At 70.2% G+C, this 20,076-nt stretch carries 21 protein-coding genes; 8 read left to right on the top strand and 13 right to left on the bottom strand.

Annotated elements, in window-relative coordinates:
• Positions 1-2: 2 nt before the first annotated feature.
• The 3 genes from ACGF7Y_RS03870 to hemE all read right to left on the bottom strand — a co-directional run bounded on the left by ACGF7Y_RS03870 (position 3) and on the right by hemE (position 3,443).
• Positions 3-491 (bottom strand): hypothetical protein, encoded by a 489-nt coding sequence (locus ACGF7Y_RS03870; RefSeq protein WP_393228863.1) that lies wholly within the window; start codon positions 489-491, stop codon positions 3-5.
• A 169-nt stretch (positions 492-660) separates the two neighbouring features.
• Positions 661-2,022, bottom strand: coding sequence for a protoporphyrinogen oxidase (locus ACGF7Y_RS03865; RefSeq protein WP_393228861.1), 1,362 nt, complete (start codon positions 2,020-2,022; stop codon positions 661-663).
• Between the two features lie 365 nt (positions 2,023-2,387).
• Positions 2,388-3,443, bottom strand: coding sequence for a uroporphyrinogen decarboxylase (gene hemE, locus ACGF7Y_RS03860; RefSeq protein ID WP_393228859.1), 1,056 nt, complete (start codon positions 3,441-3,443; stop codon positions 2,388-2,390).
• Between the two features lie 132 nt (positions 3,444-3,575).
• Here hemE and ACGF7Y_RS03855 point away from each other — a divergent pair, with 132 nt between their 5' ends.
• Positions 3,576-4,214: a DUF3000 domain-containing protein gene (locus ACGF7Y_RS03855; RefSeq protein WP_084499271.1), complete on the top strand. Its 639-nt coding sequence runs from the start codon at positions 3,576-3,578 to the stop codon at positions 4,212-4,214.
• A gap of 139 nt (positions 4,215-4,353) precedes the next feature.
• Complete coding sequence (locus ACGF7Y_RS03850; protein WP_393228857.1) at positions 4,354-5,592, top strand: HRDC domain-containing protein; 1,239 nt, start codon at positions 4,354-4,356, stop codon at positions 5,590-5,592.
• A 19-nt stretch (positions 5,593-5,611) separates the two neighbouring features.
• Here ACGF7Y_RS03850 and dxs read toward each other — a convergent pair whose 3' ends face one another.
• Positions 5,612-7,510 (bottom strand): 1-deoxy-D-xylulose-5-phosphate synthase, encoded by a 1,899-nt coding sequence (gene dxs / locus ACGF7Y_RS03845; RefSeq protein ID WP_393228855.1) that lies wholly within the window; start codon positions 7,508-7,510, stop codon positions 5,612-5,614.
• 325 nt (positions 7,511-7,835) lie between these two features.
• On the opposite strand from dxs, the gene ACGF7Y_RS03840 reads away from it, so the two are divergent.
• Positions 7,836-8,510, top strand: a complete 675-nt coding sequence (locus ACGF7Y_RS03840) for an SIMPL domain-containing protein (RefSeq protein WP_393228853.1) — start codon at positions 7,836-7,838, stop codon at positions 8,508-8,510.
• 25 nt (positions 8,511-8,535) lie between these two features.
• Here ACGF7Y_RS03840 and ACGF7Y_RS03835 read toward each other — a convergent pair whose 3' ends face one another.
• A complete protein-coding gene (locus ACGF7Y_RS03835; protein ID WP_357034226.1) occupies positions 8,536-8,835 on the bottom strand; it encodes a DUF1330 domain-containing protein in 300 nt (99 codons plus the stop codon).
• 122 nt (positions 8,836-8,957) lie between these two features.
• Between ACGF7Y_RS03835 and ACGF7Y_RS03830 the strand changes: the two genes are divergently transcribed.
• Positions 8,958-9,761, top strand: coding sequence for an enoyl-CoA hydratase (locus ACGF7Y_RS03830; RefSeq protein WP_393228851.1), 804 nt, complete (start codon positions 8,958-8,960; stop codon positions 9,759-9,761).
• A 4-nt stretch (positions 9,762-9,765) separates the two neighbouring features.
• Here the strand turns inward: ACGF7Y_RS03830 and ACGF7Y_RS03825 are convergent, their stop codons facing one another.
• Together ACGF7Y_RS03825 and ACGF7Y_RS03820 are read right to left on the bottom strand one after the other, a co-directional pair.
• Positions 9,766-11,178 (bottom strand): class I SAM-dependent RNA methyltransferase, encoded by a 1,413-nt coding sequence (locus tag ACGF7Y_RS03825; protein WP_393228849.1) that lies wholly within the window; start codon positions 11,176-11,178, stop codon positions 9,766-9,768.
• 19 nt (positions 11,179-11,197) lie between these two features.
• A complete protein-coding gene (locus tag ACGF7Y_RS03820) occupies positions 11,198-13,186 on the bottom strand; it encodes an APC family permease (RefSeq protein ID WP_391462426.1) in 1,989 nt (662 codons plus the stop codon).
• 161 nt (positions 13,187-13,347) lie between these two features.
• Between ACGF7Y_RS03820 and ACGF7Y_RS03815 the strand changes: the two genes are divergently transcribed.
• Together ACGF7Y_RS03815 and ACGF7Y_RS03810 are read left to right on the top strand one after the other, a co-directional pair.
• On the top strand, positions 13,348-14,013 hold the full coding sequence (locus ACGF7Y_RS03815) for a TrkA family potassium uptake protein (RefSeq protein ID WP_040867803.1): 666 nt from the start codon (positions 13,348-13,350) through the stop codon (positions 14,011-14,013).
• Positions 14,014-14,015: 2 nt separating this feature from the next.
• Positions 14,016-14,687 (top strand): TrkA family potassium uptake protein, encoded by a 672-nt coding sequence (locus tag ACGF7Y_RS03810; RefSeq protein ID WP_357034218.1) that lies wholly within the window; start codon positions 14,016-14,018, stop codon positions 14,685-14,687.
• Between the two features lie 50 nt (positions 14,688-14,737).
• On the opposite strand, the gene ACGF7Y_RS03805 is transcribed toward ACGF7Y_RS03810, so the two are convergent.
• From ACGF7Y_RS03805 to ACGF7Y_RS03795, 3 genes are all read right to left on the bottom strand, one after another.
• Positions 14,738-15,364, bottom strand: a complete 627-nt coding sequence (locus tag ACGF7Y_RS03805; protein ID WP_357034216.1) for a sigma-70 family RNA polymerase sigma factor — start codon at positions 15,362-15,364, stop codon at positions 14,738-14,740.
• Between the two features lie 167 nt (positions 15,365-15,531).
• Positions 15,532-16,224: a DUF3159 domain-containing protein gene (locus ACGF7Y_RS03800; RefSeq protein WP_393228846.1), complete on the bottom strand. Its 693-nt coding sequence runs from the start codon at positions 16,222-16,224 to the stop codon at positions 15,532-15,534.
• A gap of 3 nt (positions 16,225-16,227) precedes the next feature.
• Complete coding sequence (locus ACGF7Y_RS03795; RefSeq protein ID WP_040867807.1) at positions 16,228-16,605, bottom strand: OB-fold nucleic acid binding domain-containing protein; 378 nt, start codon at positions 16,603-16,605, stop codon at positions 16,228-16,230.
• A 132-nt stretch (positions 16,606-16,737) separates the two neighbouring features.
• Here ACGF7Y_RS03795 and ACGF7Y_RS03790 point away from each other — a divergent pair, with 132 nt between their 5' ends.
• Positions 16,738-17,433: an alpha/beta fold hydrolase gene (locus tag ACGF7Y_RS03790; RefSeq protein ID WP_393228844.1), complete on the top strand. Its 696-nt coding sequence runs from the start codon at positions 16,738-16,740 to the stop codon at positions 17,431-17,433.
• 10 nt (positions 17,434-17,443) lie between these two features.
• On the opposite strand, the gene ACGF7Y_RS03785 is transcribed toward ACGF7Y_RS03790, so the two are convergent.
• Positions 17,444-18,313, bottom strand: a complete 870-nt coding sequence (locus ACGF7Y_RS03785; protein WP_393228842.1) for a DUF3710 domain-containing protein — start codon at positions 18,311-18,313, stop codon at positions 17,444-17,446.
• A 5-nt stretch (positions 18,314-18,318) separates the two neighbouring features.
• Entirely contained in the window at positions 18,319-18,819 is a 501-nt protein-coding gene (gene dut / locus ACGF7Y_RS03780; RefSeq protein ID WP_393228840.1) for a dUTP diphosphatase, read from the bottom strand.
• Between the two features lie 79 nt (positions 18,820-18,898).
• On the opposite strand from dut, the gene ACGF7Y_RS03775 reads away from it, so the two are divergent.
• On the top strand, positions 18,899-19,384 hold the full coding sequence (locus tag ACGF7Y_RS03775; RefSeq protein ID WP_393230927.1) for a DUF3093 domain-containing protein: 486 nt from the start codon (positions 18,899-18,901) through the stop codon (positions 19,382-19,384).
• Positions 19,385-19,407: 23 nt separating this feature from the next.
• Here the strand turns inward: ACGF7Y_RS03775 and ACGF7Y_RS03770 are convergent, their stop codons facing one another.
• Positions 19,408-19,710, bottom strand: a complete 303-nt coding sequence (locus ACGF7Y_RS03770) for a DUF4193 domain-containing protein (RefSeq protein WP_014986697.1) — start codon at positions 19,708-19,710, stop codon at positions 19,408-19,410.
• Positions 19,711-20,076: the final 366 nt, after the last annotated feature.

The raw sequence follows: 20,076 nt of genomic DNA, 5'->3' as shown, positions 1-20,076 counted from the left end.
CACTATCGTGCCACTCGCTCCGGAGCGCCCGCGTCGCCGGGCGTGAACTGCTCGATGTGCACCCGGGCGTCCGGGATCCCGGCGGCGCGCAGCTGACGCTGGATATCGCGCAGGAACATGGGCGGACCGCAGACGTAGACGTCGGCGTCGTCGGGCAGGCTCACTGCCGAGAGATCGATCCTCCCGTGCCGCGCGCCGGGAGCCGGTTCCTCGTACCAGATTTCGATATCGGCCTGTTCGAGCCGGGTAGCGAGTTGCCGGAGCCGATGGCGCAGCGGATGGGTCCCCGGTCCACGATCCGCGTGCACGATCAGGGTGCGCCGCCATGGGACGTGGGCGGCGAGGTATTCCAGGAAGCCGATCGTCGGGGTCACGCCGATTCCGCCGGAGATCAGCACCAGGGGCGTCGTCGCGGCGGTATCGACGACGACATCGCCGAACGGGAGAGTGATCTGTAACGGTCGCCGGGGCGCAGACGCTGGTGCAGCCACGAGGACACCTCGCCCGTTGGGCAGCCATCGGCCGCCTCGACCCGTTTGACGGCGCCGATTCGTGCGCCTTTTCAGCGGGAATTGACGCGCGGGCCCGGGAAAATCGGAGAATCACACCGGCGGTGTCGCACTGCCCGGCGTGCACGAGCGGGCGCGAGCCGGGGTCCACTCAGCGTGCGCTGCCCGCACCGACCGTCGCCGCGATCCGCCGCGCGGCGGCCGTGCCGGAGGCGACGCACGCGGGCACTCCGACGCCGTGCAGGTACGCGCCCGCGACCGCCAGCCCGTCGAGCGCCGCGACCTCGGCTTCGACGGCCGCGATGCGGGCCGGATGGCCGGGCGCGTACTGGGCGAGGCCGCCCGGCCAGCGCCGCACGACAGCCCCGATCGGCTCGATGGTTGCCCCGGTGACGGTAGCCAGGTCCTCGGCGGCGGCCGCGACGAGTTCCGCATCGGGCCACGACAGCGGGGAGTCGTCCCCGAACTTGCCGAACGAGACGCGGACGAGGGCCGTTTCGCGTTGTGCGAGATGCGTCCATTTGCGGCTGGACAGGGTGAACGCCTTCGCGCGCAGTGGCTCTCCGGTGGCCACCAGGATGCCGGAGTTCTGCGGCAGCGCCGTCTCGCGGGGCAGCGCCAGCGCGACCACCGCCGACGAGGAGAGTTCGACGCCCGCCAGTTCCGCCGCGGCGGCGGGCGCGACGGTCTTCAGCAGTCGCGCGGTCACCGGCGCAGGGGTAGCGAGCACCACCGCGTCGACGGCGCCGATCGGGTCGACCACCCAACCGCGCAGCCCCCTGGCCAGACGCGTCCCCGGGGTCGCGGTGACGAACCTCGCCTCGGAGCGTTCGGCGAGTGCCTCGAGCAGCACGCGGTACCCGTCGCGGAGGGCACCGAAGACCGGTGCGCTCGAAGGCGGTGGCAGCGCGGCGGCGACGGCGGCGGTGAGGCTGGTCGCGCCGTTGTCCAGCGCGGCGGCGAGGGTGGGCAGCGCGGCACGGACACCGATGGATCGGGAGCTTCCCGCGTACACGCCACCGAGCAGGGGGTCCACGCTGCGCTCGGCGACTTGCGTGCCGAAGCGGTCGGCGACCAGATGGTAGACGTCGATATCGGAGCCCGGCTCCCAGGTCAGCGGCCGGTCGGGTTCGGCGGCGATCCGCCGCAGCGTCTCGGCGTCGACCAGATCGCGCATCGACTCGGCGCTCGACGGAACACCCATCAACGTGCCCTCCGGAAGCGGATGGGCGGCTCCGGAGGACCACACCAGCGGCCGCAGACCGGCAGGCGTCACCAACTGCGACTCGAGCCCGAGTTCCCGCAGCACCGCGGGTACCTCCGGCCGTCGGCCGACGAACGCTTCCGCGCCGAGATCCAATGGCTCTCCGGCCAGTTCACCGGTGTAGAGGATGCCACCGACCCGTTCGGCGCGATCGAGCACGACCACGTCGGCATCCGGCCCGAACAACGTCCGCAATCGATACGCGGCCACCAGTCCGCTGATCCCACCGCCGACCACCGCGATACGCATGCCTCGACCGTATCGTGTCCCGCCACGGCGACCGTCCGACGGTCGGCCGCCCGATGACCCGGGACACTTCGTGTCCACGGCGACAGCGGCCGTGCCGCCCGCGGCTTCCATTCGGACCGGAACCTGCTCGATCGGACGAGCCTCGCGGCAGGCGGACACGCGTCGACACCGGTGGACAGCAACCTGGACCATCCGTGTCTGGGTGACTCGGCCGTCACCGGGGCGGCCGAAAAACGCAGCGGTGCGCCGCGCAAGTTCCGTGGCGGAACCGTGAGCAGACGCGTGCAGCGGGAGGCAGCAGTGACGCAGCCGATCGCCGCATATTCGATGTTCCTGATGGCGGGCGGTTCCCCGCCTTCCCTTCCCTACAGCTCGTGCACGAGTTCCACCAAGGCGGTCAGCACGCCCGGATCGGTCTCCGGAAGCACCCCGTGGCCCAGGTTGAAGATGTGCCCGGTGGCGCCGAGCGTGATCGCCTCGTCCGCTTCGCGCGCGATCCGCCGGGCATGCGCCTCGACAGCGGCGGCGCCCGCGAACAGCACGGCGGGATCGAGGTTGCCCTGCAACGCCTTTCCGGGCCCGACGCGGCGGACGGCCTCGGTCAGCGGCACCCGCCAATCGACACCGACCACGTCGGCGCCCGCCTCGCCCATGGCGCCGAGCAACTCGCCGGTTCCTACCCCGAAGTGGATGCGCGGCACCCCCGCCTCGGCGATCTCGGCGAACACCCGCTCCGAATGCGGGAGCACGAAATCGCGGTAGTCGGCCAGCGAGAGCGCGCCCGCCCAGGAGTCGAACAACTGCACCGCGTCCACGCCGGCCGCCAACTGGGCCTGCAGGAACGCGATGGTGATGTCGGTGAGCGCGCCGAGCAGCGCGTGCCAGGTCTGTGGGTCGGCGTACATCATCGCCTTGGTGCGCTCGTGGTTCTTGCTCGGACCGCCCTCGACCAGGTAGGAGGCCAGGGTGAACGGCGCGCCCGCGAAGCCGATCAGCGGCGTCTCCCCCAGCGCGTCGACCAGCAGTCGCACGCCGTCGGTGACCGCCCCGACCTCCTCGGGGCGCAACCGGGGCAGTGCGCGCACGTCGCCGACCGTCCGCACGGGCGCGGCGACCACCGGTCCGACGCCGGGCACGATGTCCAGATCGATCCCCGCCGCTTTGAGCGGAACGACGATGTCGGAGAACAAGATCGCCGCGTCGACCTGGTGCCTGCGAATCGGCTGGAGGGTGATCTCGCACACCAGCTCCGGGTCGAAGCAGGACTCGAGCATCCCGACGCCCGCGCGCACCTCGCGGTACTCGGGCAGCGAGCGTCCGGCCTGGCGCATGAACCACACCGGACGCCTGCTCGGCGTCGCGCCGGTAGCGGCGGCCAGGAACGGGGCATCGGTCAACCGGCGGCGGGTATGAGTGCTCATCACGGCTATCGTATGCGGGCCCGGCAGGAGGGGCGGACGCGGAGGCGGCAGCGATGACAGCGCAGACGCCGCCCGGCCCGTAGCGGCGCGCCTCCGACCGCGCGGGGGGCACAAGGTCTACCGTCAGCAGTCGTGACACCGCTCGACTTCCGCGACGGCGCCGCACCGACCGAGGGACCTCATGGCGAGCCAGCTCAATTTCGCGCCGCGGTCGAGGCGATGGGCACCGCAACCGTGCACCCTCGGATCGAGCTCGCGCCCATCCGGCCGCCGCAACGGCTCGCCCCGTACTCCTACGCCATCGGCGCCGAGGTCGCCCATCCGGAAACCCCTGTCGTGCCGATCGATTCCGAGGGCGACGCGTTCGGCAGATTGATCCTGCTGCACGATCCGGACGGCGACGACACCTGGCACGGCACCCTCCGTCTGGTCGCCTACATCCAGGCCGACATCGACGCCGCGCTCGCCACCGACCCCCTGCTACCAGAGGTGGCGTGGAGCTGGCTGGTGGACGCGCTGGAGTCACGAACCGAGCCGTTCACCGCGCTGGGCGGCACGGTGACCTCGACCAGCTCGGTGCGCTATGGCGACATCGCCGGGCCGCCGCGCGCCCATCAGCTGGAACTGCGCGCCTCGTGGACGCCCGTCACCACCGATCTGCGCCCGCACCTGGAGGCGTTCTGCGAGGTGCTGGCCTACGCGGCGGGACTACCCCCGGCCGGGGTGACCCAGCTGCGGGTACCACCCGGCTTGTCCGGCGATCGTCCCTGAGCACGCCCGCCGGTGTGGCGTGACCTGCGCCGGAATCACGGTCGCCCGCTCCACCGGGCACATCGCGCCCGATCCGTCGACACACTTATGCGCCGATAGGACGGCGGCGCCGTAGAGGCGGCACGTAGAGTTCAACACCATGTCCGTACCAGACCAATCCGAACCCTCGGCCGCGACGCCGCTGCTCGCGCCGGTGGAGGGCGTGCCACCGGTACTGGACACCGCCGCCGAGATCAGCGCAGCCGCCGCCCGGCTGGTGGCGGGCACCGGCCCGCTCGCCGTGGACGCCGAGCGCGCCTCCGGGTTCCGCTATTCGGCGCGCGCGTATCTGATCCAATTGCGCCGCGCGGGCGCGGGCACGTTCCTCATCGATCCCATCCCGGTCACCGACGCACTCGGCCCGCTGGCCGACGCGATCAACGGCCTGGAGTGGGTACTGCACTCCGCCGACCAGGATCTCCCGGGGCTGGCCGAACTCGGCTTGCGCCCGGCCCGGCTCTTCGACACCGAGTTGGGCGGACGCCTGGCGGGTTTCGAGCGCGTCGGGCTGGCCGCGATGGTGGAACGGCTGCTGGGCCGTGCGCTGCGCAAGGGGCACGGGGCGGCCGACTGGTCCACCCGGCCGCTGCCCGCCGACTGGCTGAACTACGCCGCCCTGGATGTCGAACTGTTGCTGGAACTGCGCGACGCCGTGGCCGATGCTCTCGACGAGCAGGGCAAAATGGATTGGGCGGCACAGGAATTCGAGCACATTCGCACCTTGGACCCGCCCGCACCCAAGGCCGAGCGCTGGCGGCGCACCTCGGGCATCCACACGCTGCGCCGCACCAGGCAGCTCGCGGTGGTGCGCGAGCTGTGGACCGCCCGGGACGCGCTGGCCCGCGCCCGCGATGTGGCGCCCGCCCGCATCCTGCCGGACGCCGCGATCATCGCCGCGGCCACCGCGGAGCCCAGAAACATCGCGCAGTTGCGCACCCTGCCGGTGTTCGGTGGGCCACGGCAGCGCCGGTACTCCCGCGAATGGCTCGCCGCGATCGAGCGCGGCCGCACCTTGCCGGACAGCGACCTGCCGCCGCTTACCCAGCCGTTCGACGGCCCGCCGCCGGTCAACCGCTGGGAGCGCCGTGATCCGGCCGCGGCGGCCCGCCTGACCCGGGCACGAGCCGCCATGGGTGATTTGTCGACCGAACACTCGATCCCGGTGGAGAACCTGCTCGCGCCGGACCTGGTCCGCCGCCTGTGCTGGGACGGGCTGCCCGACTACGCCGCGGTCGACCCCTCCGCCGTCGACGGATTCCTGAAGTCCGGCGGCGCCCGGCCGTGGCAACGAGAGCTGGCCGTTGCGCGGCTGGCCGCGGCGCTGCCGCCCTCGGACTAGCCCCCGCTCGCCTCCGGCGTCAGCGAGCGGCGAGCCACCCGCTGATCCGCCGGGCGATATCCGGGCCGGTGAGGCCGAGTTCGGCGTGCACTTCGCCGCGTGCGGCATGGTCGAGGAACTGCTGCGGAACACCGAGGTCGCGGGCCGGGATGTCCAGCCCCGAGTTGCGCAGGCGAGCCGACACCGTAGAGCCGATGCCGCCGTGCAACCCACCGTCCTCCAGCGTGACCACCATCCGGTAGTTCTCCGCGAGCTTCAGCAGGGTGTCGGAGACCGGCAGCACCCAGCGCGGGTCGAGGACGGTGACCGAGATCCCTTCGGAATCGAGCATGTTCGCCGCTTCCAGGGCCGCACCGGCGAAGGAGCCCACCGCGACGAGCAGGACATCGCCGTGCACCGCCTGCACCGAGCCGCCGTCCGGCTCCGCCATCCGCAGCACATCGATGCCGTCGAGTCGTTCGACCGCCGAGATGCCCTCGGCCACACTCCCTTTCGGGAAACGCAGCGCCGTCGGCCCGTCGTTGACGGCCAGCGCCTCGGCCAGTTCCTCCCGCAGTGTCGCGGCGTCGCGCGGAGCGGCGACCCGGATGCCGGGAATGATCCCGAGGACCGAAAGGTCCCACATGCCGTTGTGGCTGGCGCCGTCGGAGCCGGTGATGCCCGCGCGGTCCAGCACCACGGTGACCGGCTGCTTCAGCAGCGCCACATCCATCAGCAACTGGTCGAAGGCGCGGTTGAGGAACGTCGAGTAGATAGCCACCACCGGATGCATGCCGCCGAGCGCGAGCCCCGCGGCGGAGGCCATGGCGTGCTGTTCGGCGATGCCGACGTCGAACATCCGGTCGGGGAAGCGCTCGCCGAACGCGGCCAGCCCGGTCGGGCCCGGCATCGCCGCGGTGATGGCGACGATGTCGGCGCGGCGCTCGGCGTGCGCGATCAGCTCCTCGGAGAACACCGAGGTCCAGCCGCGCGCCTTCGGACCGCCGACGGGAACGCCGGTCAGCGGATCAATGGGGTCGCAGGCGTGCATCTGGTCGGCGACATGGTTCTCGGCGGGCGCGTAGCCGCGGCCCTTCTGCGTCACCGCGTGCACCACGACGGGGCCGCCGAAGTCCTTGGCCCGGCGCAGCGCGGACTCCAGGGCGACGACGTCGTGGCCGTCCACCGGCCCGACGTACTTGAGGCCGAGGTCGCTGAACAGTTCCTGCGGGCTCACCGCGTCCTTGATGCCCGCCTTCACCGCGTGCACCATCGAGTAGGCCGATTCGCCCACCCGCGGAATGCTCTTCAGGATGCGCTTGCCCGCGTCGAGCGCGTGCTCGTAGGCGGGCTGGGTGCGCAGCGCGGTCAGCCGTTCGGCCAGGCCGCCGATGGTGGGCGCGTAGGAGCGGCCGTTGTCGTTGACCACGACGACCACCGGGCGGTCCGGGGCGGCGGCGATATTGTTGAGCGCCTCCCAGCACATGCCGCCGGTGAGCGCGCCGTCGCCGACGACCGCCACCACGTGCCGGTCCTGCCCGCTGAGCGCGAACGCCTTCGCCAGACCGTCGGCGTAGGACAACGCAGCGGACGCGTGCGAGGACTCCACCCAGTCGTGGGCGCTCTCCGCTCTGCTGGGGTAGCCGGACAGGCCGCCCTGCTTGCGTAGCGAATCGAACTGATCCTTGCGCCCGGTCAGGATCTTGTGCACGTAGGCCTGGTGCCCCGTGTCGAAGATCAACGGGTCGGCCGGTGAGTCGAAGATCCGATGCAGCGCGATGGTGAGTTCGACCACACCGAGGTTCGGACCGAGGTGCCCGCCGGTCGCGGCGACTTTGCGCACCAGGAACTCGCGGATCTCCTCCGCCAGCTCGCGCACTTGCGGCACGGTCAGCCGGCGCAGATCATCGGGCGTGTCGACCCGGGAAAGCACTCCCACCTGAACTAGCTCCCTCCGGATAGCGCATCTGATCCGATCAGTCTACGGAGCGGCGGCTGATGCTCCCGCACGAGAACGATCACACCAACCGACCTGGCGTCGAAATGTGAGCCTCGACATACGGTACCCGGACGGAGTGACAAGGTGGACCGGGCCGAGCAAGTGGCCTCGCCGGCAAACGGATCCCGAGTGGTGGCGCGGATCGGCGGCGGTGTCCACCCGGAGCGACTCGTCCCGGAGCCTCGCGCCGAGCGAGGACCGCGGCACCCCTCGAAGCAGGCACGATGGTGCGGTACGCATCGACAGCGAGCGACGAGGAGACGTTGTGGGCAAGAAGACCGATTCGCGCGCGGGCACCGTCACGACCTACGGGCACGGCACCGCCCGCGCCACCCCCGACCTGATGCGGGTGACCATCTCCGTCGAATCGCGGGCGAGCAAGGTCGCGCTCGCCTACAGCCGGGCCGGCGAGCGCGTCGCCGCGGTCGCGCGGTCGCTGCGCTCCGACGGCGTGGACGGCTCGGACATCGCCACCAGCGGCCTGTCGGTGCAGACCGAGACCGTGTGGACCGAGGGGCAGGGCAACCGCATCACGGGATACCTCGCGAGCACATCGCTGACGATCGCGTTGCGCGAGGTCGGCGAGGACGCCGATCCCGCGCCTGGCACCGTCGTCGCGAACTGCGTCGAGGCGGGCGGTGACGACGTCCGCCTCGGTGGACTCGTCCTCACCTTCGCCGACCAGGAGGCCCTGCTCACCCGCGCCCGCGACGCCGCATGGGAGAACGCCCTCGCCAAGGCCGAGCAGTACGCGCGGCGCGCGCAGCGAACGCTCGGCAAGGTCGTGGCGATCACCGAGGACACCGCCTCCGCGCCGCCGGTGCCGCGCGCGCAGTCCATGTCGGCTCCGATGGAGGCCTACCGCGCCGCCGCCATCCCGGTCGAGCTGGGCGAGAGCGAGATCTCCGCGGGTATCCGCATCACCTGGCAGTTGGACTGACGGCGGGTCCCGCGGGGGCCCGCGTTCACGAACCGTGACCGAGACCGCGCACCAGCAGGCTGACCGTATCCGCTCCGGCGTGCCGATCCTTCGAGATCTCTTGATATTCCGGCGATTCGGCCCAGGCGCGGAAGGACGGTTCGTCGGGGAAGGACATCAGGACCACCTTCTCGCGGTCGGTGACGCCCTCGATGGTCTGCGGGGACTCGTCGGCGGCCAGCAGCGTACCGGAGTAGCGGAGGAAGACGTCCAGGAAGCGCGCCTGGTAGCGATCGTAAGCGGCGCGATCGGTGAACTTCAGTTGCGCAATTACGTACACGGTCATGGTGGTGACTCTAATTGGACGGCCCGGCGGCCCGGCTCGGATCCCGCGGCGGCGCGCTCGATTTCGTCGCCGCGCGGGGCCCGCCGTGCCTATATTGAGGTCGTCACCGATCGGGAGGTCGCATGTCGTTCGTGCTCATCGACACACCGCGGCCGCACATCGCCCTGGTGACGCTCAATCGGCCCGAACGGATGAACGCGATGGCGTTCGACGTGATGATTCCGCTGCGCGAGGCGTTGGAGCAGGTGCGCGCCGACAACGACGTCCGGGTCGTCGTGCTGACCGGCGCGGGACACGGTTTCTGCTCGGGAGCCGATCTGACCGGCGCGGGAAAGGTGCCCAACGTCGACGGACTGACCGTCACCAGCGTCGCGCGGCGTTCGATGGATCTGCTCAACGACGTGTTGATCACGCTGCGGCGGATGCACCAGCCGGTGATCGCGGCGGTCAACGGCGCGGCCATCGGCGGCGGGCTGTGCTTGGCCGTCGGCGCCGACATCCGGCTCGCCGCCGAGGACGCGTATTTCCGCGCCGCGGGCATCAACAACGGCCTGACCTCGGCCGAACTGGGCCTCAGCTATCTACTGCCCCGCGCCGTCGGCGCGTCGCGCGCGTTCGAGATCATGCTGTCCGGCCGCGACGTCGACGCGACCGAAGCCGAGCGCATCGGTCTGGTCTCGCGCACGGTTTCGGGGTCCGAACTGCTGAACACGTGCTACGACCTGGCCGAACGCATCATCGGCTACAGCCGGGTCGGCACCGAGCTCACCAAGCGCATGCTGTGGAGCGGTATGGAGGCGGCCGGCTTCGAATCACACATGCAGCACGAAGGCACGGCTCAGCTCTACGTGCGCCTCACCACCGGCAATTTCGACGAGGCGATGCGCGCCCGCCGGGACCGCAGGCCACCGGTCTACGAGGACTGACCGCTCAGCGCCGCAGCAGCGCAAGGCATTCCACATGGTGCGTCGCGGGGAAGGCGTCGAAGGCACGCAGATCGGTCAGCCGGTAGCCCGCGGCCTGATACAAGCCGAGGTCGCGGGCGAACGCGGCGGGATCGCAGCCGACGTGGACGATCCGCGCGGGCCCACTGGCGGTGACGGCGCCGATCACCTCTTTGCCCGCGCCTGCTCGCGGCGGGTCGAGTACGACGACATCCGGGGCGGCCCCGCCCACGTGCTCGAACACCCAGCGCTCCACCCGCTGGGCCCGCAGCTCCACCCAGGGCAGATCGCGCAAGGCGGCGGCGCCGTCGGCCACCGCGGGCCGGGCGGATTCCACCGCGAGCACCACACCGGTCCGCCCGGTCTGCTCGGCGAGGCGCGCGGCGAAGACCCCCGCGCCGCTGTACAGATCCCAGGCCCGCCCGCCGGGCCCGAGTTCCGACCATTCCGCGATCAGATCCGAATAACGTTGCGCCGCACCGTGATGCGCCTGCCAGAAGCCCGTAGCCGCGACCTCCCAGCGGCGGCCCGCCACATACTCGACCGCGCGCCCGCTGCCCTCGAACACCCACTCGTCGCGCGCCGCGTGGGCCGCCGCACGCCGCGCGGACGCCGCGCGGCGGTCGTCTCGGCGGGTGGAGTCCGCGGCGGTCCATTCTCCGTCGCGCCTGCCCCGGCTGTGCGGCCGATCACGTCGGCCGCTTGCGGCGCCCCCGCGCCGATCCCGGCCACCTGCCTGCCGACCACTCGCGCCCGGGCCGCGACGATCCGCGCCACGGCTTCCCGGCTCGGCCTCGGGCGGGGCCAACTCGACGACATGCCGGATCCCGTCACCGTCCACCGCGATCACCAAGTCGGCGCCGGGCGTCCACTGCCGGGCCGCGATGCCGTCCAACGCCCCCGCGACCGGTTGCGGGCACCGCAGATCCGCGATCACGCCGGTGCTGCGATACCGGTGCACGCCCGCGCGTCCGTTGGCGTCGACCGCGAGCCGCACGCGCGTGCGCCACCCGCCGATCGCGTCAGCGGATCCGATCGGCTCCACCAGCACGTCGCGCTCGATCCCGGCCAGCCGACGCAACTGTTCGGCCACCACCGTGGCCTTCAGCGCGCGCTGGGCGACCGGCGTGGCGAAGGAGAAATCGCAGCATCCCGCTCCACCGGGACCGGAGACCGGACAGGTTGCCTGCACCCGGTCCGGGGACGCCTCGAGCACCTCGACCGCATCGGCTCGGCAGAACGAGCCGCCGCGATCCTCGGTGACCCGGACGCGCACCAGTTCACCGGGCAGTCCGTGCCGGACGAACACCACACGTCCCTCGTGCCGTGCGACACAGAAGCCGCCGTGTCCCGGCGGCCCGAGCCGCACCTCGAACGTGCCGGTCCGCCGATCGCTCATCCCGAATGCTCCACTGGCGTCATGTCCGGTCCTCGTACCCGCGCCGGAACGCGCCGGGCGCGTTCACCACCCCGGGCGTCTTCAATCGCGCCGACGAACTCAGTTGCCACGGCACGCTGGTCACCATCACGCCCGGTTCGAACAGCAGCCTGCCCTTCAACCGCAGCGCGCTCTGGTTGTGCAATACCTGCTCCCACCAATGGCCCACGACGTATTCGGGGATGAACACGGTCACCACGTCGCGCGGGGCGTCCTTGCGTACGCGCTTCACATAATCGAGCACCGGTTTGGTGATCTCGCGGTAGGGCGATTCGATCACTTTCAGCGGCACGGTGATATCGCTGTTCTCCCACTCCCGCACCAGCGCCCTGGTGTCGGCCTCGTCGACGTTCACCGTCACCGCCTCCAGCGTGTCGGGGCGGCTGGCGCGCGCGTAGGCCAAGGCGCGGCGGGTCGGCAGATGCAGCCGGGAGACCAGCACGATCGAGTGCGAGCGGCTGGGCAGCACACCGTCCCACTCGTGCTCGTCCAGCTCACGCGCGACCGAATCGTAATGCCTGCGAATCAGCTTCATCACCACGAAGATCGCGACCATGGTGAAGATGGCGATGTAGGCGCCTGCGAAGAACTTGGTGATCAGCACGATCACCAGCACCGCTCCGGTGGCGCTGAGACCGACCGCGTTGATCACCCGCGATCGCTTCATCCGCGCGCGCTGCGCCGGGTCGGTCTCGGTGCGCAACAGACGGGTCCAGTGCCGCAGCATGCCGGTCTGGCTCAGCACGAACGACACGAACACACCGACGATGTACAGCTGGATCAGCTTGGTCACCTCGGCGCCGAAGAGCACCACGAACGCGATGGCCGCGCCGGAGAGGAACAGGATGCCGTTGCTGAACGCCAGCCGATCGCCTCTGGTGTGCAGCTGGCGCGGCAGGTAGCGGTCCTGCGCCAGGATCGAGCCGAGCACGGGGAACCCGTTGAACGCGGTGTTCGCGGCGAGCACGAGAATCAGCGCTGTCACCGTCGTGATGAAGAAGAAGCCCACCGGGAATCCCTCGAACACCGTCTCGGCGAGCTGCGCGATCAGCGTCTTCTGGTGGTAGTCGGACGGGGCGCCGGTCAGGTCGGCGACGTTGTGCGCGTACACGACTCCGATCTTCTGAGCGAGGATGATGATGCCCATCAGCAGCACGATCGCGATCGTCCCCAGCAGCAGCAGAGTGGTGGCGGCATTGCGCGACTTGGGTTTGCGGAACGCGGGCACGCCGTTGCTGATCGCCTCGACACCGGTCAGCGCGGCGCAACCGGAGGAGAACGCCCGCGCGACGAGGAAGGCGAACGCCAACCCGTAGAGGTGCTCGTGCTCGGCGTTCAACCCGAAGCCCGCCGACTCGGCCCGCAACTCCTCCCCCAATACGAAGATCCGGAACAGGCCCCAACCGAGCATGACGAACATGCCCGCGATGAACGCGTAGGTCGGAATGGCGAACGTGGTGCCCGATTCCCGCACACCGCGCAGGTTCATCGCGGTGAGCAGGGCGATGGCCACGACGGCGAACAGCACCTTGTGGGTGGCGACGAAGGGAATGGCCGAGCCGATGTTGGACGCGGCCGAGGAGATCGACACCGCGACCGTGAGCACGTAGTCGACCAGCAGCGCGCTGCCCACGGTCAGGCCCGCGGTGGGCCCCAGGTTGGTGGTGGCCACCTCGTAGTCGCCGCCGCCGGACGGGTAGGCGTGCACGTTCTGCCGGTAGCTGGCCACCACCACCGCCATGACGAAAGCGACCGCCAATCCGACCCACGGCGCGTACAGGTACGCCGTCACTCCGGCGGCCGACAGCACGAGGAAGATCTCTTCCGGGGCATAGGCCACCGATGACATGGCATCGGAGGCGAACACCGGGAGGGCGATTCGCTTCGGCAGTAGCGTATGGCCCAGCGAGTCGCTACGGAAAGGCCTGCCCAGCAGCACTCGCTTCGCTGCCGTCGTCAACTTGGACACTGGAGCGAGCATAGGCCCCCGCACGGTGGATCGCGCGCGTGGCTCGCAGGTTTGCCCGCCGGCTGGAGGGGGAACGTGGCCGGTGGAATCATTCGACGGGTAGCGTTCGACCGAACAGCAAACCAGACCGAACACCATGGTTCCAGGAACGAGGTTGCACGGTGTACGTAGTGATCATGGGGTGCGGGCGCGTCGGCTCGTCGCTGGCCCAGGCCCTGGTCCGCGTAGGTCACGAAGTCACCGTGATCGACCGGGATTCCAGTTCCTTCCTGCGCCTGGGATCCGATTTCCCGGGTGAGCAGGTCACGGGTGTCGGATTCGATCGAGATGTGCTGATAAAGGCGGGAATCGAGCGGGCGAACGCGTTCGCGGCGGTCTCCTCCGGCGACAACTCGAACATCATCTCCGCTCGGGTCGCCCGGGAGATGTTCGGGGTGGAGCGCGTGGTCGCCCGCATCTACGACGCCAAGCGCGCCGCGGTCTACGAGCGGCTCGGCATCCCGACCATCGCCACGGTCCCGTGGACCACCGACCGCTTCCTGCGCGCGCTCATCGGCGATACCGGCACCACCACCTGGCGCGACCCGACCGGAACGGTTGCCGTGACCCAGCTGACGCTGCACGAGGAGTGGTACGGCCGCACCGTGCGCGACTTGGAGCAGACCGTCGCGGCCAGGGTCGCGTTCATCATCCGGTTCGGCCAGGCACTGCTTCCCGACAGCAAGACCATCATCCAGGCCGACGACATCGTCTATGTGGCCGCCGCATCCGGCGCCGTGGGCGAAGCCGTCGCCTTGGCGACGAAGCCCCCAGCGAGCGAGGACTGAACATGAAAGTGGCCATCGCCGGAGCAGGCGCCGTCGGCCGATCGATCGCCAGGGAGCTGCTGCGTGGCGGCCACCGGGTCATGCTGCTGGAGCGCGAAGTCGAGCACATCGATTCCGCCGCGATCCCGGACGCGGTCTGGGTGCATGCCGACGCGTGCGAACTGGCCCTGCTGGAGCAGGCCGGGCTGGAGACCTACGAGGTGGTCATCGCGGCCACCGGTGACGACAAGGCGAACCTTGTACACAGCCTGCTGGCCAAGACCGAGTTCGGCGTGCGCCGGGTGGTTGCGCGCGTGAACGACCCGCGCAACGAGTGGCTCTTCGACGGTTCCTGGGGTGTGGACGTCGCGGTGTCCACACCCCGGCTGCTCGCCTCCCTGGTCGAGGAGGCGGTGTCGGTCGGTGATCTGGTGCGCCTGATGACGCTGCGCCAGGGTCAGGCGAATCTGGTCGAGATGACGCTGCCCGCGGACACCGCGCTGGCGGGCAAACCCGTGCGCACGCTCACCCTGCCGCGCGACGCCGCCCTGGTGACCATCCTGCGCGGCGGTCGCGTGATCGTGCCGCAGCCCGACGACGCGCTGGAAGGCGACGACGAGCTGCTGTTCGTGACCTCGGTGGAGGCCGAGGAAGACCTCCGGCTGGAACTCGCCAACCACGGCATCAGGCCATAACTCCCCGAATACGGCCGGACGCGGGTTCGCGGCGAAGCACCGCCGGAGAGTCACGCGGCCGGTTTCAGCTGCGCGCGCAGCTTGTTCAGCGCGCGGTGCTGCATCACCCGGACCACGCCCGGGCTGGTGCCGATGGCCTCGGCGGTCTGCGCTGCCGACCAGCCGAGCACGATGCGCATCACCAGCACCTCGCGGTGCGCGGGGGCCAGCACCTTCATGAGTTCTTTTGTGGCGGCCCGTCGTTCGGAGGCCAGCGCCCACTCCTCCGGCCCGGCGGCGGAGGACGCGTAGTCCGGCACATCGGCCATCGGGTAGGCGGGGTGCTGCTGCGAGCGGCGGAACGCGTCGGCGACCTTGTTGGCCGAGATGCCGTAGACGAAGGCCAAAAACGACTTGCCCTGGTCGCGGTAGCGCGGGATGGCGTTGACGGTGGCCAGCAGGATCTCCTGCACCACGTCGTCGGCGGTGACCTGCAGGTGAGCCGTATTGCCCAGACGCGCGCCGCAGTAGCGTCGCACCAGCGGATGCACGATCCGGATGATCTCCGCGACCGCCCGGCGATCGCCCGCCGCCGCAGGCCCGATCAGCTTGTCCAGCTCGGCCGACACCCGCCTGCTCTCCGAGAGAGCGGGGTGGTGGTTCTTGGGCAGCGCCGCGGTGTTGTGCTCGGTAGCCACGTCCGAGTCCTTTCTTGCCGATCAATACGTGTTTTTCGGTACGCATAGATCGTCTGAGAAACTCGGAGGGGCGACCAGGCACCCCAGGGTGGGGAAGCACCCACCTCCGCGGTGGGACTTATCCCACCCCTGTGCATTTCGCCTGGCGGCGGCGGAGGGTTAACAGCTCAAGCCGGTCCGGCCGCGACCACCGACTTGGTGGGCAAGTGGCCGGCCCGCCGCACCGCCCAGACGGTGACGCCCAGCGCCACCGCGGTCAGCGGCCAGCCCATCGCGATGCGGGCGAAGGCGAGCCAGCCGGTGCGGTCGGTGTCGTAGAGCTGCGACTGCACCAGGTAGCGGGCCCCGAACACCACGATCCAGGTAGCGGTGGCCAGGTCGTAGAGGCGCACCGAGCGCGGATCGGACCGCCAGTCGGAGCCGTGCCCGTTCAGCACGCCCCAGATCACGCCGACCAACGGCCGACGGACCAGCATGGACGCGAGGAACACACCGGCGTACACGAGGCTGGTGTAGATGCCGAAGAGGAAGAAACCCTTGGCCTCGCCCATCCGGTAGGCGATGAAGGCGCAGATGCCGACGCCGAAGAAGCCGGAGATGGCGGGCTGGATGGGATCGTGCCGCACCAGGCGCCAGACGAGGATGGCGGCGGCCACGCCGAGGGCCGCCCAGATGGCGGCGGTCAGCCCGGCGAGGCTGTTCACGGGAACGAACACGACCACGGGAAGCGTCGAGTAGATCAGGCCGCTGAAGCCGCCGAGTTGTTCGAGGAGGGTCTGTTCGGCACGTTCCTCGTCACGATCGGGCCCATTCGGCCCGGTGCGGTCGTCCGATCCTGCGTTGTCGTCGCTCAATGGCATACGTCAGCTGTTCCCGCGCAATTCGTAGTAGGGGTTGAAGATCACTTTGCGGCCGTCACGGTCGCCGACCCGGCCACGGACGAGGATGCGCCGCCCCGGCTCGATGCCGGGAATGCGCCTGCGCCCGATCCAGACCAGGGTGATCGCGTCGGTGCCGTCGAAGAATTCGGCCTGGACGCTGGCGCCCGCCGACTTGGGACATGCTTCGACACTGCGAAGCCTACCGAGCATGGTGGCCTCGTCACCCCGCCGACACTCCGACGCGCGCGACGCGCCCGAGGCCTCGGAGGTCTCGGCCAGTTCTTCGGCGTCCAGCTGATCGAGGTCCTGGGTCAGCCTGCGGCCCAGACGTCGAAAATACCCTGAGGCTGCGGATGACATTGTGCACGCTCTCCTGCATAGAGCAGATGGCGTGGGTCGCACACCATCGTGAGGGATCCGATCCGCACGACCCGCTGAGGCCGTACAACGCCACTGTAGATGGGCGGGGCCACCCCCGCTACGCTCGGACCGATGTTCGACTCCCCACACCCCGCTCGCGTCGTGGCGCTGCCCGGCACCGGATCCGACGCCGATTTCGCCCGGCGCGCGTTCGGGCCCGCATGCGCCGCACGCGGCTGGGATTTCGTCGCGGTGGAACCGGACCCCCGCCGGGTGGTGGCGAGCTGCCTCGCCGCGCTGGAGGCGGCGTCCGGCTCCGGCCCGGTGCTGGTCGCGGGCATCTCGCTCGGTGCGGCGATCGCACTGGAATGGGCCGCCGAGCATCCGGATCGCGTCGTGGGAGTCGTGGCGGCGCTGCCCGCCTGGACCGGACCCGATACCGCCGCCTGCCCAGCAGCACTGAGCGCGGCGGCCACCGCCGCGCAGCTGCGCACCGACGGTCTTGCCGCGGTGACCGACCGGATGCGCGCGAGCAGTCCGCGGTGGCTGGCCGACGCGCTGACCCAGTCGTGGCGGGCGCAGTGGCCGGATCTTCCGCAGGCACTGGAAGAGGCCGCCGACTACAAGTGGCCCGCCGCCGAGTTGCTTGCCACGTTCGAGCCGCCGCTCGCGGTGGTCACCGCGGTCGACGACCCGGTGCATCCGCACGCCGTCGCCGAGGAGTGGGCGGCGCTGGCCCCGCGCTCGCGGCTACACCGGATCACCCTCGACGAACTCGGCGCCGACCCCGCGATCCTGGGACACGCGGGTATCGGCGCCTTCTGGTGAGTTCGTCGGCTCAGTTCAGGCCGAGCTGCTGCATGGCCGACCCGTCCGCGCCGCGACGCGGGCCCTGCGGCATCCGCGGCACCGCGGGCTGCGCGCCGGTCTGCGCCGCCACCTGCGCGGCCATCGCCTGCTGCTGAGCTTCCACCTGCTGTTGATGGGCCGCGGCCAACTGCTCGGCCAGCTGCTGGGGCAGCACCACCGGTAGCGGCTCCCGTACCGGCAGCGGGTCCTCGCCACGCCGCACGACCGTCTCGCTCAGGATGGCCCGCGCCGCCTTGACCAGCGGGGTGCCGTCGTTCGCCGCGCCCGAGGGGCCGGCCGCGACCAGCCGCACCATCCAGCGATAGCCGTCCACACCGATGAAACGCAGATCCGCGCCTTCGGTCAGCGCCAGCAATTCCCGGCCCCACGGGCCGTTCTCGACCGACACCCGGGCGCCGTCCTTGCGCAGCGAGTCGGCCAGATCCGCGGCGACCAGCCGCCATTGGCCCGTGGTCTTCGGCGCGGCGTAGGCCGCGACGGTGATCCGGCCGTGCTCGGTGGCCAGGTGCACCGCTTGCGGCTGCCCCTCCGGCGTCATCTCGACCTGCAACTGACCGCCCGGCGGGACCGGCAACAGCACCGACCCGAGATCCAGCCGCTGCTCGGACACCTCGTCCAGCAGTTCGGCGACCTCGTCGTAGTCGTACGGGCCCGGCCGGCCGTGCGGCCGGTCGGCGTTCAGATCCACGCCCTCGTACGAGCGTTCGTCGGTGGGGGCGTCGTCGTAGAACTCGTCGTCGTACTCGTCGGCGTAGGCGGACTCGTAGTCGGCGTAGTCGTCCGCCTCGTCGTACCGGTCGTCCGCGGCCCGGCTCGCGTTCTTTCTCTTCCCGAACATTCCCGTCATGCCTCCTTGCCGGTCGTCCGGCCCACCCCGTTCGTCGGTGCGGTCAGGCTCGCGTGCCCACCGCTGGAGCCGTACCCGCCCGCCCCCCGGGTCGTCTCGTCGAGCGTGTCGACCTCCACGAAATCCACCAGTTCCACGCGCTGCACCAGCAGTTGCGCGATCCGGTCGCCGCGACGCAACTCGATCGGCGTGCGCCGGTCGTGGTTGATCAGGCACACCTTGATCTCGCCCCGGTACCCCGCGTCGACCGTGCCCGGGGTGTTCACCACCGACAGCCCGGTCTTGGCCGCCAGACCCGAGCGCGGATGGATCAGGCCGACCGTGCCGACCGGTAGCGCGACGGCGACACCGGTGCCGACCAGCACCCGCTCCCCCGGCTCCAGGATGACGTCTTGCGTGGTGCACAGATCCACGCCCGCGTCGCCCGCATGGGCGCGCGTGGGCACGGGGATGCCGGGGTCCAGCCGCAGCAAGGGTATGGGTGAAAGTGCGCTCACGTTGGACGAGCCTACGCGTAGGCTGTTTGCCCTCGTGACTTAGTGTTGACTCGTGTCGGACCAGCCCAATCCCATGACCATGGACGAGAAAAAGCAGCCCGCGCAGCACTACCGGGAGCGCCTGTGGGTGCCGCTGTGGTGGTGGCCGGTGGCGTTCGCCGTCACCGGATTGCTCGCGGCGGAGATCCACATGGGCGCGCCGGGTCTGCGGGCGTGGCTGCCCTATGCGCTGTTGTTCCCGGTGCCGGTCTGGGTGCTGCTGTGGTTGAGCCGGCATCGCGTCGAAGTGGCGCCGGACGCGAACGGCACACCGGAGCTGCGCGCTGATCGCGCACATCTACCGGTGAACTTCGTTGCCCGCGCGGCCGCCGTCGCCCCCACCGCGAAAAACGCGGCGCTGGGTCGCCAGCTCGACCCCGCCGCTTATGTCCAGCATCGCCCCTGGATCGGGCCGATGGTGTTGCTCGTGCTCGACGACCCGGACGATCCGACGCCGTACTGGCTGGTCAGTACGCGGCGGCCCGAACGGGTCCTTGCCGCGCTCGGTCTACCGAGCGCGGGCTGACACTCTGCTCGATCTCGTCGAGATCAGGCGGCGCAATCCATGCAGATCATCTGGCCGCCCTTCTCACTGGCCAGCCTGCTCCGGTGATGAACCAGGAAACAGCTGGAACAGGTGAACTCGTCGGCCTGCTTCGGGATCACCCGAACCGTCAGCACTTCCTCGGACAGGTCGGCGCCGGGAAGCTCGAACGACTCCGCGGTATCGGATTCGTCGATATCCACGACGGCGGACTGTGCCTCGTTACGACGAGCCTTCAGCTCCTCCAGCGAATCCTCCGACACGTCGTCGGTTTCGGTGCGCCTCGGTGCGTCATAGTCGGTTGCCATGTCGTCTTCCCCTCGTCCTAACTCCGTATATCCCGGACCGGTCCGCTCACACCCGATTCCTGCCGGAATCGGCGCGACCGGTACCGCCCCGCCGGTGGTGCACGTCACACGTACACCGGTCGCCTATCAGGGCGGATCGTGTCGATCCACTCCCGATAGCGCTGGGTAAACGCAGGACATGCCCTTCTTGTTCCCGCGACCGACCACTGATTTCCGCACCGGTGATTCGATCTGGGCCGCCAGACAATAGCGGACCCCGGAGGAAAAGTCGCAATCAAAACACAGCCGAGTCGAAAATGAGGGCCAATCGACACCATCCGGGGAACGCACCGAGACCTTGCGCGGGGTCGCCGTCAGATTTTCGTA

The sequence above is a fragment of the Nocardia sp. NPDC047654 genome, assembly GCF_043205035.1.
Lineage (GTDB): Bacteria > Actinomycetota > Actinomycetes > Mycobacteriales > Mycobacteriaceae > Nocardia.
This window is presented reverse-complemented; position numbering and strand designations above follow the sequence as displayed.

Bases quoted from the DNA above. Each gene is read 5' to 3' on its own strand.
- ACGF7Y_RS03865 (WP_393228861.1), bottom strand. From the start codon at position 2,022: ATGCGTATCGCGGTGGTCGGCGGTGGGATCAGCGGACTGGTGGCCGCG.
- hemE (WP_393228859.1), bottom strand. From the start codon at position 3,443: ATGAGCACTCATACCCGCCGCCGGTTGACCGATGCCCCGTTCCTGGCC.
- ACGF7Y_RS03850 (WP_393228857.1), top strand. From the start codon at position 4,354: ATGTCCGTACCAGACCAATCCGAACCCTCGGCCGCGACGCCGCTGCTC.
- ACGF7Y_RS03835 (WP_357034226.1), bottom strand. From the start codon at position 8,835: ATGACCGTGTACGTAATTGCGCAACTGAAGTTCACCGATCGCGCCGCT.
- ACGF7Y_RS03830 (WP_393228851.1), top strand. From the start codon at position 8,958: ATGTCGTTCGTGCTCATCGACACACCGCGGCCGCACATCGCCCTGGTG.
- ACGF7Y_RS03825 (WP_393228849.1), bottom strand. From the start codon at position 11,178: ATGAGCGATCGGCGGACCGGCACGTTCGAGGTGCGGCTCGGGCCGCCG.
- ACGF7Y_RS03810 (WP_357034218.1), top strand. From the start codon at position 14,016: ATGAAAGTGGCCATCGCCGGAGCAGGCGCCGTCGGCCGATCGATCGCC.
- ACGF7Y_RS03800 (WP_393228846.1), bottom strand. From the start codon at position 16,224: ATGCCATTGAGCGACGACAACGCAGGATCGGACGACCGCACCGGGCCG.
- ACGF7Y_RS03795 (WP_040867807.1), bottom strand. From the start codon at position 16,605: ATGTCATCCGCAGCCTCAGGGTATTTTCGACGTCTGGGCCGCAGGCTG.
- ACGF7Y_RS03790 (WP_393228844.1), top strand. From the start codon at position 16,738: ATGTTCGACTCCCCACACCCCGCTCGCGTCGTGGCGCTGCCCGGCACC.
- ACGF7Y_RS03785 (WP_393228842.1), bottom strand. From the start codon at position 18,313: ATGTTCGGGAAGAGAAAGAACGCGAGCCGGGCCGCGGACGACCGGTAC.
- ACGF7Y_RS03775 (WP_393230927.1), top strand. From the start codon at position 18,899: ATGGACGAGAAAAAGCAGCCCGCGCAGCACTACCGGGAGCGCCTGTGG.
- ACGF7Y_RS03770 (WP_014986697.1), bottom strand. From the start codon at position 19,710: ATGGCAACCGACTATGACGCACCGAGGCGCACCGAAACCGACGACGTG.